Origin of the sequence: Variovorax sp. UC122_21 (assembly GCF_044056785.1) — a bacterium.
Taxonomy (GTDB): Bacteria; Pseudomonadota; Gammaproteobacteria; order Burkholderiales; family Burkholderiaceae_C; genus Variovorax.
The window spans coordinates 378123-390716 of the sequence record NZ_CP172003.1 but is presented as its reverse complement, the minus strand read 5'-3'; the positions used below and the strand labels follow the sequence as shown (position 1 = coordinate 390716).

The window sequence follows — 12594 nt, the reverse complement described above, 5'->3', positions numbered from 1 at the left end:
TCCCTCCGACCCCATGAGCTCCTCGCATCCCATCGACCGCCGCCGCTTCGGCCTCGGTCTCGCCGCCCTCGCCGGTACCGCCGGTACCGCCGGCCTGTCCCTGCCGCTGCGCGCGCAATCGGTCGAGAAGATCGTGGTCGCCGAGAGCCAGGGCTTCAGCTGGGCCATTCCCTACCTGGTGTCCAGCCGCAACCTCTGGAAGAACCACGGCATCGAGGCCACCACGCTGCAGTTCACCTCGGGCCGGCTGGCCTTCGACGCGGCCGTGGCCGGCAAGGCCCAGTTCGCGACCGCCACCGACAGCGTGATCGGCCTGGCCGGCGCGAACGGCGTGCGCGCGGTGATCGTGGCCGAGTTCAGCCGGCTGTCGAGCGGCATGGTGGTGGCGGCGCGCAGCGACCGCGGCATCGCGAGCGGCGCGCAGCTCAAGGGCAAGCGCGTGGCGACCACGGTCGGCACCAGCGGTCACTACTTCCTGAGCCGCTTCCTCTCGCTGCACGGCCTCGCGCTCAAGGACGTGACGCTGGTCAACCTGCGCGGCCCCGATGCCGTGACCGCCATCGCCAAGGGCGACATCGACGCCTTCGCCTGGGGCTGGGACGCGGGCCAGAAGGCCGTCGCCGACAGCGGCGGCAAGGTCAAGGTGCTCGACGACACGGGGCTGGAGAAGGTGTTCCTGAGCCACTACGTGCTGACCGCGAGCGAATCGCTGGTGCAGTCGCGGCCCAAGCTGGTGGAGGCCGCGGTGCGCAGCCTGCTCGATGCCGAGGCCTTCTACCGTGCCCAGACCGCCGAGGCGATCGCGCTCGTGGCCGAGCGCACCAAGGCCACGGTCGAGACGACGAAGGCCGGGCTCGAGACCGTCTCGGTCGGCGTGCGGCTCGACGAGCGGCTGCTCGACGACCTGGTGCTCAACGCGCAGTGGGCCGTCGAGGCCGGCCTCGCGACGCCGCCGAAGGAGGACCTGCGCGCGCTCTACCGCAAGCTGATCTATGCCGATGCGCTGAAGGCCGCGGCGCCCGACCGCGTGCGCCTGGGCTGAGGCCATGGGCGCGAACGACCCGGCCCCGCGCGCGATCGTCAGCGTGCGCGATGCGTCCAAGCTCTACGCCTCGTCGAACGGCGAGCTGAACTGGGCCATGACCGACGTGAACCTCGACATCGGCGAGGGCGAGTTCGTCTGCGCCATCGGGCCGAGCGGTTGCGGCAAGACCACGCTGCTGAATGCCATCGCGGGTTTCGTCGAGCCCACCACGGGCAGCGTGACGGCGGGCGGCCAGCCCGTGACCGGGCCCGGCGCCGACCGCGGCGTGGTGTTCCAGGAGTACGCGCTGTTCCCCTGGCTCAATGCGCGGCGCAACGTGGAGTTCGGCCTCAAGATGCTGGGCCTGGGTGCCGCCGAGCGCCGCGCGCGCGCCGAGGAGCTGCTCGCGCTCATGGGCCTGTCGCATGCGGCGCGGCGCTATCCCTTCGAGCTCTCGGGCGGCATGCGCCAGCGGGTGGCGGTGGCGCGCGCGCTCGCCACGCGGCCGAAGGTGCTGCTGATGGACGAGCCCTTCGCGGCCATCGACGCGCTCACGCGCGCGAGCCTGCAGCGCGAGCTGCTGCGGCTGTGGCGCGAGCTCGGGCTGTCGGTGTTCTTCATCACCCACAACATCGAGGAGGCGGTGTTCCTCGCGCAGCGCGTGGTGGTGATGAGTCCGCACCCGGGGCGCATCCGCGAGATCGTCGAGGTCGACCTGCCGTATCCGCGCGAGCGCGCCGACCCGGCCTTCGGCGCGGCCTATGCGCGCATCGCGGCGGCCTTCGCGCAGTCGGAAGAGGTGGCCTCGTGAGCGCGGCGCTCGACGACCTGCGCGAGCGCGCCGAGGCGGCGCCGGCCGAGGCATCGCTGTCGCGGCGCGAAGCGCTGGAGCGCGACTTCCGGCGCGACCAGCTCGCGCGGCAGCGGCGCGCGCGCCGGCGCCAGCTGCTGCTGGGCGCGGCGGGCATCGCGGCCTTTCTGCTGGCCTGGGAGATCGCGCCGCGCGTCGTGCCCGGCATCAACACCAAGATGTTCCCGCCGCCCTCGCAGGTGGCCGGCGTGCTGCTCGACATGGCCTGGCGCAAGGGCGACATCTGGCCGCACGTGGGTGCGAGCCTGCTGCGCGCGCTCTGGGGCTTCCTGCTCGGTGCCTCGCTCGGCGTGGTGGCCGGCGTGCTGACCGGGCGCAGCACCACCCTGCGCCAGTTCACCGACCCGGTGCTGCATGGCCTGCGCGCCATCCCGGCGATCGCGATCGTGCCGCTGGCCATCGTCTGGTTCGGGCTCGGCGACCTCTCGAAGGTGATGCTGATCGCCTGGGGCGCCTTCTTCCCGGTCTGGGTCAACACCTTCATCGGCGTGCGCGACATCCCCGTCGTGTACCTGCGCTCGGCCGCCGCGCTCGGCGCCAGCCCCTTCGCGGCCATGACGCAGGTGGCGCTGCCGGCCGCGCTGCCCTTCGTGTTCGCGGGGCTGCGCCAGGCCACGGCCGTGTCCTTCGTGGTGCTGGTGGCGGCCGAGCTGGTCGGGGCCGAGCAGGGCCTGGGCTACCTGATCTCGTTCGCGCACCTGGTGTTCCGCGTCGACATCATGTTCGTGGGCCTGCTGTTCCTCGGCGCCATCGGCTTTTTGGCCGACCAGCTGTTCGCCTGGCTGCTGCATCGCCTGTTCCCCTGGTATGGCGCCGATGGCCGCCGCTGAGCTGATCCTGGCCAATGGCCAGGTGCTGACGATGGAACCCGGCGCGGCGCCCGCGCGGGCGGTGGCGCTGGCCGGCGGGCGCGTGCTCGCGGTCGGCACCGAGGCCGAGGTGGCGCGCACGCGCACGGCCGACACGCGCGTCATCGACCTCGGCGGCCGCACCGTGCTGCCCGGCCTCGTCGACGCCCATGCGCACATGGAGCGCGAAGGCCTGAAGACCTTGCGGCCCAGCCTCGCGCATGCCACCTGCATCGCCGACGTGCTGGCGGTGGTCGCGGCCGAGGCCGCGCGCACGCCGCCGGGCCGCTGGATCGTGACCATGCCCGTGGGCCGGCCGCCGTTCTACTTCGGCGGCCCGTCCAACCTGGCCGAACGGCGCATGCCGAACCGGCACGAGCTCGACGCGGTGGCGCCCGATCATCCGGTCTACATCCCGGGCCTGTTCGGCAACTGGGGCGTGCCGCCGGGCCACAGCGCGCTCAACAGCCGCGCGCTGGCGCTGCACCGCATCGACGAGCACACCTGCCCCGACTGCGGCGGGCTGCAGATCGAACTCGGCGACGACGGCCGGCCCAACGGCGTGATCGTCGAGACCAACAAGCGGCCGCTGGTCGAGTTCTCGGTGCTCACGCAGGTGCCGGCCTTCGGCTTCGACGACCGGCTCGAGGGGCTGCGCCGTTCGCTGCCGCTCTACCACGCCTGCGGCACCACCAGCATCTACGAGGGCCACGGCTCCTCGCCCGAGACCATCGCCGTCTATCGCCGGCTGTGGGAGGAGGGCGGGCTCAGCATGCGCACCCGCCTGTGCGTGAGCCCGACCTGGTCGAACGTGGCAGAGGCGCGGCTCGCGATGCGCGACTGGCTCGCGCATGCGCGCGGGCGCGGCAGCGGCGACCCGATGCTCGCCATCGGCGGCATCTACGTCGGCCTGGGCGGCGACCGCGCCGCGGCCAACGCCGTGCGGCGCGCGCTGCCCAACACCGGCTGGATGGGCTTCGTCGAATGGGCCAACCGCATCGAGGACTTCCGCGACTACGCCTGGCTCGCGGCCGAGCACGACCTGCGCGTGCACAGCGTGGTGGTCGACCGGCTGACCGAGGTGCTCGAAGTCTTCGAAGCCATCGACGCGCGCTTTCCGCTCGCGGGCCGGCGCTGGGTGGTGGAGCACGTGGGCTACGTCACGGCCTCCGACATCGAACGCGTGAAGCGGCTGGGCCTGATGGTCACGAGCATCCCGTTCTACATGCTGTGGAAGAACGGCGCGCCGCGGCTGGCCGACCTCGAGCGGCAGGAGGAATTCCTGCCGCAGCGCGCATTGCTCGATGCCGGACTGCCGCTGGCCGCGGGCAGCGACAACATCCCCGTGAGCCTGTTCACCGCGGTGTGGGCCTCGGTGGCGCGCGAGGAGCGCACCACCGGCCGCGCCATCGGCCCGGGCCAGGCGCTGAGCCGGCTGCAGGCGCTCGAGACCGTGACGCGCAACGGCGCCTTCCTGAGCTTCGAGGAGGACCGCAAGGGCACGCTGGCGCCGGGGCGCTATGCAGACCTCGCGGTGCTCGATGCCGATCCGCTCACGGTGCCGCTGGAGGCGCTGGCGCAGGTGCATGCCGAGCTGACGCTGGTCGGCGGTCGCGCGGTGCACGACAGCGGCGGCTGGCTGGACTGAGTGGACTGAAGGGCCTCAGCCCGGCATCGCCGACTCGTGCCAGTCCCGCAGCAGCGCGCGCCCCACCGCGCTCACGAGCGCGAAGAACAGGAAGCCCAGCAAGGTGGCGGCGATCACCTCGGCGAACAGCAGCGCCGTGTACATGCGGCCCTGCGCGAACACGATCTGCACGCCGAGCCCGCCCTCGGCATTGCCCGAGCCGATGATGAATTCGCCGACGATGGCGCCGATCACCGACAGCCCCGCCGACACGCGCAGGCCCGCGATGATGTGCGGCAGCGCCGCGGGCAGCTGCAGCTTGCGAAAGGCGGTCCAGCGGCTGCGGTTGTGCAGCGCGAACAGCTCGACCAGGTTGCGCGAGGTGGAGCGCAGCCCCAGCAGCGTGTTGTTGACGATCGGGAACAGCGACATGATCAGGCTGATCACGACCACCGAGCCCTCGTTGTAGCCGAACCAGAGCACGATCAGCGGCGCGATCGCGACCACCGGCACGGTCTGCAGCAGCACCACGTAGGGATAGAGGCTGCGCTCGAGCAGCCGCGACTGGCTCAGCAGCGCCGCCAGCGCGATGCCGCCGACGATGGCGATAAGGAAGCCCAGGCTCGCTTCCTTCAGCGTGGTGAAGGCGGCCATCAGCAGCAGGCCGGCGTTCTCGATGGCGGCCGTACCCACCTCGAGCGGCGAGGGCAGCAGGTAGCCCTTGCCGCGGTAGACGGTGGCGGTCAGCGCGAGCCACAGGCCGATGACGAGCACGGCGACCAGCACGACGGGCCAGGCGTCGCGCGTCCAGCGCGCGGCGATCGAAGAGGAGGTTGGGTTCATGACGCTTCCTTCCTCATGCGAATGCCGCGCGCGGCAAGGTCTCGCGCCGCAGCGCGGCCGTCACCTCGCCCGCCAGCCGCGCGAACTCCGCGCTCGCGCGCAATTGCGGCGTGCGCGGAAAGGCGAACGGCACCTCGACGACCTCGACCACGCGGCCCGGCCGCGGCGACATCACGACCACGCGCTTCGAGAGGAACACGGCCTCGTGCACGCTGTGCGTCACCAGCACGCCGGTGAAGCCGGCCTGGCGCCACAGCGCGGACAGCTCCTCCTGCAGCAGCTCGCGCGACAGCTCGTCGACGGCGGCCAGCGGCTCGTCGAGCAGCAGCAGGCCGGGGCGCAGCGCGAGCGCGCGCGCCAGCGACAGCCGCATGCGCATGCCGCCCGAGAGCTGGTGCGGATAGAGCTTCTCCATGCCCGCGAGGCCGACCAGCGCGAGCGCCTCGGCGGCGCGGCGCTGCAGTTCGTCGGGCGCGAGGCCTTCGAGCTCCATGAGCAGTTGCGCATTGCGCTCGGCCGTGCGCCAGGGCAGCAGCGCCGGCTCCTGGAACACGAAGGCCCTGGCCGCCTCGGTGCCCGGTGCCAGGCGGCAGCGCCCGGTGCTGGGAGGCACCAGGCCGGCCAGGATGCGCAGCAGCGTCGACTTGCCGCAGCCCGAGGGGCCGACCAGCGAGACGAACTCGCCGGCGTGCAGTTCGAGGTCGATGGGGTCGAGCGCCTGCAGGCCGCTGTCGAAGCGCTTGGAGACAGCCTCGAGCGCGATCGAAGCGCCGATGCTCATGGCTGGCAGCCGGGCACGAGGCCGCGGTCGTAGGCCTGGCGCTCGTCGAAGCCCGCGGGCAGGAAGGCCACGCTGCGCAACTGGCCGGCCAGCTCCTTCCAGCGCGCATCGTCCATGCAGCCGACGCGGTTGAGGTCGTGCGAGACCAGCGTCTCGATCATCAGCTTGTTGGCGGCGTCGTAGATCTCGGGCGAGATCTGCTTGTTCATGCCGGTCAAGAGCGGCTTGAGGCCCGACGGGTCGCGCACGTAGTTGCGCCAGCCCTGCTGCACCGCGGCGATCGCGGCCTTCACGAGCGCGGGCCTGGTGCGGATCAGCTCGTCGGTGGTGAACAGCACGCTGTAGGGCCGGTAGCCGAGCGAGGCCAGCGTGATCTGCTGCACCGCGAGGCCGCTCGCGGCCATGCGCGCGGGCAGGAACAGCGAGTAGCCCTGCTGCACCATCTTCGGATCGTCGCGGAACAGGCTCAGATCGCCCGAGACCGGGATCTCGCGCGTGTTGGCGAGCTTGTAGCGCTTCTTGGTCCATTCCCAGTAGGCATTGCCGATGTTGACCGCGAAGGTGCGGCCCTGCAGATCGGCGATGCCCTTGACGGCTGGGTCGGCGTGGTAGACCAGCGTGTAGGGCACGTGGTCGAGGTGCGCGAACACGGCGCGCACCGGCGCGCCGCGCAGCCGCGCGAGCAGCACGTCGTCGGCATTGCCGATGCCGAACTCGGCCTGGCCCGAGGCCACCTGCGGCACGGTCTGGATCTTCGGGCCGCCTTGCAGCACGCTGATGCGGATGCCGGCCTCCTTGCCGAGGCCGTGCTGCTGCGCCTGCCAGTAGCCGGCCTGGTCGGGCTGCGCGAACCAGTTGGAGAGGATGCGCACGTTCTGCACTTCGGGTGCAGCGCGGGCCGCGTGGGCGAAGGGGAGCAGCGCGGCGGCGGCGCACAGCGCGCGGGCGATGAGGGTGGAGGCGTTCATGGCGCGACCGGTCTTCAGGCCCGCAGCCACGGCAGTTGCTCGCGCGTGTAGCGGTAGGTCTTGAAGACGCTGTTGAGTCGGCCCGGCCCGGTCTTGCGCGCGGCCTCGTCGGGGTACTCGTCGAACCACGGGATCACGTACTCCCAGACCACCTCGCCTTCGGGCGTGACCTCGAACAGCCGGCCGGTGGCCGACTCGGTGACGTGCGTGTTGCCGTTGGGCAGCCGCTGCGCGTTGCCCATGAAGGCCGTGTAGAAGGCGTTGACCATCTCGTCGGCATAGGACCACGCGACCTCGTGGGTCGCGGGATCGATTTCGAGCACGCGCGAGAAGGCCACGTGCGCGCCATGGCGGAAGTTGCCGTTGTCGAACACCAGGATGCGGCCATTGGGCAGTGCCACCGGCGCATGCTGGTGCGAGACCACGCTCGGCGGAATGTGCAGCCGCACCTGGCCGCTGGCCCTGTCGACGCCGATCACGCCCGAGGTGGTGCGCAGGCTCATGAGCACCAGGCCGTCGGCGTCGACGTCGAGGCCATTGACCAGCGGCCAGTGGTAGCGGCCGAAGCCCGGATGGATCGGGAAGTCCTCGGGCGCGAGGTGCTCCCAGCACTTCCATTCCCAGACGATCTCGCCCGCGCGGTTCACTTCGCGGATCACGTCGCCGTACATGGTGTCGTCCGTGCCGTGCGCGGTGCCGCCGGGCACGCGGCGCGCGAAGTCGGCGGGCACGGGCGCGCAGGCCGCGTAGAGCAGGTTGCCGTTGGGCAGCCACATGGCGTCGTGGTGGTGCGACGGGTCCTCGTAGTGCCAGACCAGCTCGCCCTCGGGCGTGAGCTCGCGGAAGTCGCCGCCGTGCCACATCGACCAGGCGGGGTAGCGGTCGGGCGAGTCGGCGTGGTTGCCGTTGTAGCCGAGGTTGCCGTTGTCGAGGATCACGGCATGCCGGCCCGCGCGCACCGGCAGCTTCCATTGATGGACCACCTCGCCGTCGATGCCGACCAGGTAGACGTGGCCCCGCGCGGTCTGCGGCGCGATCAGCGTGTAACCGCCCGCGCTGAGCACGGGATCGTGGGCGATCAGGCCGACGCCGCGGCGGCGCTGCGTGACCTGGTCGACGGTGGAGGCGGGACGGATGGGAGTGTTCAAGACGGGTTCCTCAGTGCGATGGCGCCGAATCTAGGCTGCTCGAGCCGTCAGGAAAATCTGATTGTTTCGAACGGTGCGTCAGGAAAAAACGTACATTGCCCCGATGCGCGCCATCTCCCAGTCCTTCCGCTGCTTCGACGAGGTCGCCCGCCGCGGCTCGATCCGCAAGGCGGCCGAGTCGCTGCACCTCACGGCCGCGGCCGTGCACCAGCAGATCCTCAACCTCGAGGAGCAGGTCGGCGCGCCGCTGTTCGACCGGCTGCCGCGCGGCATGCAGCTCACGACGGCGGGCGAGATCATGATTGCCGCGGTGCGCCGCGGCCAGCGCGACTTCGACAGCGCGCTGAGCCAGGTCGAGGACCTGCGCTCGCTGCGCCGCGGCCACATCAACCTCGCGGTCTCGCACTCCTCGGCCGAGCAACTGGTGCCCGAGGTGATCGAGGCCGCGATGAAGAGCTACCCCGGCGTGACCTACGGCGTGCGCTCGGGCAGCGGCGAGAACATCCTGCGCTGGGTCGCCACCGGCGAGGCCGACATCGGCTACTGCCTGCGCCGCAAGCCGCCGCCGGGCGTGGAGGAGATCGGCGCCTTCGCGCAGCAGCTCGGGCTGGTCACGCCGCCCGGCCATCCGCTCACCGCGCTGGGCAAGCTGCCGCGGCTGCGCGACTGCCTCGAGCATCCGCTGATCCTGATGACGCCCGATACCGAGCTGCGCGCGATGGTCGACCAGATCGACCTGCGCGCGCACCGCCAGACCCGCCCGCTGGTGGAGACCAGCTCGGTCGCGATGGTGCGGCGCCTGGTGGCCGGCGGCACCGGCATCGGCTTCCTGATCGCCGAGAACGTGGTGGAAGACGTGGCGGCCGGCCGCCTGGTGTGGACCGGCCTGGCCGACGCGGGCGCGCGCTCGTTCAGCTGCCTCTACCAGCGCGCGGGCCAGACCACCGCGGTGGCGATGGGCATGTTCCTGCAGTTCCTCGCGCAGGCGATCCAGAAGATCGAGCAGCGCTTCGACCGGCCGGCCGGCGCGCTGGCGCTCGACGCCTTCGCGCAGTAGACCTCAGCCCTGGGCCGGCTCGCCGAGCACGCCGAGGTAGCTCTTGCCGATCACGTCGTGGCTGGCGATGGCGTTCGGCGGATGGAACGGGCCCGAGCGCACGTCGCGCACCAGGCGCTCGAGCTCGTTGCGCCGCAGCAGCGAGGAGGCGCCGACGACATCGGTCGCGAGGTCGACCACGCGCCGCGCGCCGTCCACCGCATGCTGCTTGGCCGCCAGCAGCTTGGCGGGCCACAGCGGGCCGTGGTCCGCGCCCTCGGCCCAGTCGCGCGCGGTGCGCTCGAGCAGGGCCTCGATGCTGTCGAGCTCGATCGCGGCGCGCGCCACCGCGAACTGCGCGGCCGGATGGTGGGCGTAGCTCTTGCCGCCGAGCGCGGCCGAGTGGCGCTTGCGCGCCGATTCGAGCGCGAGGTCGAAGGCCCGGCGCGCGATGCCGAAGTAGACGGCGGCGATCGGCAGGATCGCGGCGCCGAAGATGCCGTCGACGAAGGGATCGCTGGGGCGGACCGGCCGGCAGCACGCGCGACACGTAGGCCGCCTGCGCCACCGCGCCCTCGAGCACCGTGTCGTCGCTGCGCGTGGCGCGCACGCCGAGCGCGTCCCAGGTCGCCTCGGTGCGGTGGCCCGGATCGGCGCGGCGGATGAAGGCATGCACGATGCGCGGCCGCGCGGGATCGGAGTCGTCGAGGCCGTGCACGCCGAGCCAGTCCCAGACCGGCGCCAGCGAGGTGAACACCTTGCGGCCGTCGAAGCGGTAGTCGCCGCCGGGCAGCGGCTGCGCCTTCACCGTCGAGGCGGCCAGGCCCAGGTCGTTGTTGGGTTCGCCGTGGCCGGCCGCGAAGATCCTGCCGTCGACGATCTCGCGCAGGATCCAGTCGGTGGAATGGTCGCCGCGCGCATGCAGGTAGGCGGCCGTGCCGCTCCAGTACAGGTGCATGTTGATGGCCAGCGCGGTGGCCGGCGCGAAGTAGGCCAGCCGCGACTGCTCGCGCAGCACCGCGGGCAGGTCGAGCCCGAGTCCGCCGAGCGCCTTGGGCACCCAGAGCTTCAGGTAGTTGGCGCGCCGCAGGTCCTCGAGGTCCTCGTCGAAGAAGCGGCCCTCGCGGTCGTAGCCGGCCGCGCGCGCGCCGATGCGTTCGAGAACGGATTCGGCGAGCACGGGCGGCTCGTCGTTGCGGCCGGCACGCGGGGCCGGGTGGGCGGTGGCAAGGCTCATGGCGATCTCCTGGAGGACAACGGCGATGGCCCGAAAGTACCCGCGGGTAGAAAGGGGCGGAAGGAAGCGATTCGTCTATCCATATCCGCCGGCCGCGTTCAGCTCCTGCCGACGCGGTAGAAGGTCGGCGGCGGCGTGCCGTTGACCGCGAAGGCGCCGACCTGGCGCTCGCGGTAGACGCGCGGGTTGTGCGAGGAGATGGTGCGCGCGTTGCGCCAGTAGCGGTCCAGCCCGTGCGTGCGCAGCGTGGCCGAGGCGCCGAGCGCGTCGAACAGCTCGGTGCTCGCGTCGAGCACCAGCCGCGTGACGACCGAGACCGCCTGGTCCACCTCCACGTGCGAGGCGGCCGCGGCGGCGGCGCGCGCCTCGTCGGGCAGCGCGCCGTCGAGGTGCGCATCGTGCGCGCGCTGCAGCGCGCCGGCCGCCTGCAGCACGATCGCGCTCGCGCCATAGGCCGCGCTGCGGCCGCGGCCCACCACCTGCAGGATCTGCGGATCGTCGGACACGCGCGCGGCATTGCCGTGGCTGTAGCTGCGGTCGCGTTCGCGCACGCGCTGCGCGAGGTCGTCGCTCGAGGCGCGCGCGATGCCGGCCAGCGAGGCCAGGTGCACGGTCTGGAAGTAGGGCGAGGCGTACGGAAAGCGCTGCTTGCTCGGATTGACCCACAGCGGATCGATGGCCACGTCCTCGAAGGTGGCGGTGCCGCTCGCGGTGAGGGCTTGGCCAAATCCATCCCAGTCGTCGAGCACCTGCACGCCCGCGGCCTGGCGCGGCACCGAGATCATCGTGGGCTGGCCTTCGTCGTCGTCGGCCACGGCGTTGATCCAGTCGGCGAACAGCGAACCGGTGGTGTAGAACTTGCGCCCGTCGAGCCGCAGCCCGCGCGGCGTGGCGCGCAGCCGGGTCGAGAAGGCGCCGACCTTGGCGTCGCCGGTCTCCGAGAAGCCCGAGCCCACGAGCTCGCCCGCGGCGAGCCGTTCGAGCCAGTGCGTGCGCCACGGCGACTCGGGCGCGAGCAGCACGTCCTCGGTGAAGCCGAAGTGCGCGCGCAGGGCGTTGACCACGTTGGTGTCGGCCGCGCCGAGCTCGGTCAGCAGCGCGAACAGCTCGACCAGGCTGGCGTCGGCGCCACCGCGTTCGACCGGCAGCCGCAGCCGCGCGAAGCCGGCCTCGCGCAGCCAGCCGATCTCCTCGTGCGGCAGCTGGTGCGCGAGGTCGCGCGCCACCGCGCCCTCGCGGATGCGCGCGAACACGGCGCGGAACGGCCGCGCGAGTTCGTCGTAGCGCGCGCTGGGCGGTGCGCCCCAGGGATGGTCGATGGCGGAGGTGGGGAGCGTCATGCGGGGGAAGAGAGAAGAGGGGGAGGGGGGAAGGCCGGCGCGATTCTGGGACGCGCATCGGCCGCGCGGAACGAACAATTGCGCACATCCATATGCGTCCTTTCCCATGGCCGCCGCGCATGCCAGCCATGCATATGGCGCACCCTGGCACCGCATAGACGAAGTTCGCAGAAGCACATGCGAAAGTCGAGGTTCACGCGCCGCGCACGGCGCGCAGAATGGCCGCAGCCCTAGTCTGCACACGCGCAGCCCGCCGGCCGCGCCATCCATCCCATGCCCCAAACCCCCCTCAAGATCGTCGCCCTGTCCGGCGGCCTGCAACGCCCCTCGCGCACCCTGGTGCTGGTCGAGGAGCTGATCGAAGGCATCGCCCAGGCGATCCCGGTCGAGAGCCGCGTGATCGAGATCGGCAACCTGGTGCCGCAGTTCGGCGCGGTGCTCTACCGCCCGCAACTGCCGGCCGCGGTCGAGGAAGCCCTCGTGGCCCTCGAGTCGGCCGACCTGGTGATCGCTGCCAGCCCCGTGTTCCGCGGCGCCTACAGCGGCCTGTTCAAGCACTTCCTCGACTTCGTGCACCACGATGCGCTGATCGACAAGCCGGTGCTGCTGGCCGCGACCGGCGGCAGCGAGCGCCATGCGCTGGTGATCGACCACCAGCTGCGGCCGCTGTTCAGCTTCTTCCAGTCGCACACGCTGCCGATCGGCGTCTACGCCACCGACCGCGATTTCGAGAACTACCAGGTGCGCAGCGAACTGCTGCGCGCGCGCATCGCGCTGGCGGTCTCGCGCGCGTTGCCGGTGCTGCGGCAGCTGCAGCCGCAGGCCGAGCGCGCCGCCGCGCCGCGGCCGCAGCTGCACGCCGTGGCCTGAA

General features: G+C 71.8%; 13 protein-coding genes. 7 read left to right on the top strand and 6 right to left on the bottom strand.

The annotated features are described in order from the left end of the window. Positions 1–13: 13 nt before the first annotated feature. From ACHMXE_RS01965 to ACHMXE_RS01950, 4 genes are read left to right on the top strand one after another with little or no spacing between them, the layout of a single operon-like run. A complete protein-coding gene (locus ACHMXE_RS01965) occupies positions 14–1042 on the top strand; it encodes an ABC transporter substrate-binding protein (RefSeq protein ID WP_395346521.1) in 1029 nt (342 codons plus the stop codon). Positions 1043–1046: 4 nt separating this feature from the next. Continuing rightward, positions 1047–1835 (top strand): ABC transporter ATP-binding protein, encoded by a 789-nt coding sequence (locus tag ACHMXE_RS01960; RefSeq protein ID WP_203206978.1) that lies wholly within the window; start codon positions 1047–1049, stop codon positions 1833–1835. Beyond that, positions 1832–2725, top strand: a complete 894-nt coding sequence (locus ACHMXE_RS01955; RefSeq protein WP_395346520.1) for an ABC transporter permease — start codon at positions 1832–1834, stop codon at positions 2723–2725. Before ACHMXE_RS01960 ends, ACHMXE_RS01955 begins: the two co-directional genes overlap by 4 nt. Then, complete coding sequence (locus tag ACHMXE_RS01950) at positions 2712–4391, top strand: amidohydrolase (protein WP_395346519.1); 1680 nt, start codon at positions 2712–2714, stop codon at positions 4389–4391. Before ACHMXE_RS01955 ends, ACHMXE_RS01950 begins: the two co-directional genes overlap by 14 nt. A 15-nt stretch (positions 4392–4406) precedes the next feature. Here the strand turns inward: ACHMXE_RS01950 and ACHMXE_RS01945 are convergent, their stop codons facing one another. Genes ACHMXE_RS01945 through ACHMXE_RS01930 form a run of 4 tightly spaced genes read right to left on the bottom strand, consistent with a single transcriptional unit; the run spans position 4407 to position 8110 of the window. After that, positions 4407–5213, bottom strand: a complete 807-nt coding sequence (locus ACHMXE_RS01945; RefSeq protein WP_395346518.1) for an ABC transporter permease — start codon at positions 5211–5213, stop codon at positions 4407–4409. Between the two features lie 13 nt (positions 5214–5226). Next, positions 5227–5994, bottom strand: a complete 768-nt coding sequence (locus ACHMXE_RS01940; protein WP_395346517.1) for an ABC transporter ATP-binding protein — start codon at positions 5992–5994, stop codon at positions 5227–5229. Further along, positions 5991–6962 (bottom strand): ABC transporter substrate-binding protein, encoded by a 972-nt coding sequence (locus tag ACHMXE_RS01935; protein ID WP_395346516.1) that lies wholly within the window; start codon positions 6960–6962, stop codon positions 5991–5993. The genes ACHMXE_RS01940 and ACHMXE_RS01935 overlap by 4 nt, the downstream gene beginning before the upstream one ends. 14 nt (positions 6963–6976) lie before the next feature. Then, positions 6977–8110 (bottom strand): aryl-sulfate sulfotransferase, encoded by a 1134-nt coding sequence (locus ACHMXE_RS01930; protein ID WP_395346515.1) that lies wholly within the window; start codon positions 8108–8110, stop codon positions 6977–6979. Positions 8111–8213: 103 nt separating this feature from the next. Between ACHMXE_RS01930 and ACHMXE_RS01925 the strand changes: the two genes are divergently transcribed. Then, complete coding sequence (locus ACHMXE_RS01925; protein WP_203206984.1) at positions 8214–9167, top strand: LysR family transcriptional regulator; 954 nt, start codon at positions 8214–8216, stop codon at positions 9165–9167. A 3-nt stretch (positions 9168–9170) separates the two neighbouring features. Here ACHMXE_RS01925 and ACHMXE_RS01920 read toward each other — a convergent pair whose 3' ends face one another. Then, positions 9171–9818 carry an acyl-CoA dehydrogenase family protein gene (locus ACHMXE_RS01920; RefSeq protein WP_395346514.1) on the bottom strand — a complete coding sequence of 216 codons (648 nt, stop codon included), beginning with the start codon at positions 9816–9818 and terminating at the stop codon, positions 9171–9173. Between ACHMXE_RS01920 and ACHMXE_RS01915 the strand changes: the two genes are divergently transcribed. Then, on the top strand, positions 9817–10503 hold the full coding sequence (locus ACHMXE_RS01915) for a hypothetical protein (RefSeq protein WP_395346513.1): 687 nt from the start codon (positions 9817–9819) through the stop codon (positions 10501–10503). The two genes, ACHMXE_RS01920 and ACHMXE_RS01915, sit on opposite strands and share 2 nt — an antisense overlap. On the opposite strand, the gene ACHMXE_RS01910 is transcribed toward ACHMXE_RS01915, so the two are convergent. Then, on the bottom strand, positions 10482–11723 hold the full coding sequence (locus tag ACHMXE_RS01910) for an acyl-CoA dehydrogenase family protein (protein ID WP_395346511.1): 1242 nt from the start codon (positions 11721–11723) through the stop codon (positions 10482–10484). The genes ACHMXE_RS01915 and ACHMXE_RS01910 overlap by 22 nt on opposite strands. Positions 11724–11996: 273 nt before the next feature. On the opposite strand from ACHMXE_RS01910, the gene msuE reads away from it, so the two are divergent. Further along, a complete protein-coding gene (gene msuE / locus ACHMXE_RS01905; protein WP_093352586.1) occupies positions 11997–12593 on the top strand; it encodes an FMN reductase in 597 nt (198 codons plus the stop codon). Position 12594: the final 1 nt, after the last annotated feature.

Bases quoted from the DNA above. Each gene is read 5' to 3' on its own strand.
- ACHMXE_RS01945 (WP_395346518.1), bottom strand. From the start codon at position 5,213: ATGAACCCAACCTCCTCTTCGATCGCCGCGCGCTGGACGCGCGACGCC.
- ACHMXE_RS01925 (WP_203206984.1), top strand. From the start codon at position 8,214: ATGCGCGCCATCTCCCAGTCCTTCCGCTGCTTCGACGAGGTCGCCCGC.
- ACHMXE_RS01915 (WP_395346513.1), top strand. From the start codon at position 9,817: ATGCACGATGCGCGGCCGCGCGGGATCGGAGTCGTCGAGGCCGTGCAC.
- ACHMXE_RS01920 (WP_395346514.1), bottom strand. From the start codon at position 9,818: ATGCCTTCATCCGCCGCGCCGATCCGGGCCACCGCACCGAGGCGACCT.
- msuE (WP_093352586.1), top strand. From the start codon at position 11,997: ATGCCCCAAACCCCCCTCAAGATCGTCGCCCTGTCCGGCGGCCTGCAA.
- ACHMXE_RS01940 (WP_395346517.1), bottom strand. From the start codon at position 5,994: ATGAGCATCGGCGCTTCGATCGCGCTCGAGGCTGTCTCCAAGCGCTTC.
- ACHMXE_RS01950 (WP_395346519.1), top strand. From the start codon at position 2,712: ATGGCCGCCGCTGAGCTGATCCTGGCCAATGGCCAGGTGCTGACGATG.
- ACHMXE_RS01965 (WP_395346521.1), top strand. From the start codon at position 14: ATGAGCTCCTCGCATCCCATCGACCGCCGCCGCTTCGGCCTCGGTCTC.
- ACHMXE_RS01910 (WP_395346511.1), bottom strand. From the start codon at position 11,723: ATGACGCTCCCCACCTCCGCCATCGACCATCCCTGGGGCGCACCGCCC.
- ACHMXE_RS01960 (WP_203206978.1), top strand. From the start codon at position 1,047: ATGGGCGCGAACGACCCGGCCCCGCGCGCGATCGTCAGCGTGCGCGAT.
- ACHMXE_RS01935 (WP_395346516.1), bottom strand. From the start codon at position 6,962: ATGAACGCCTCCACCCTCATCGCCCGCGCGCTGTGCGCCGCCGCCGCG.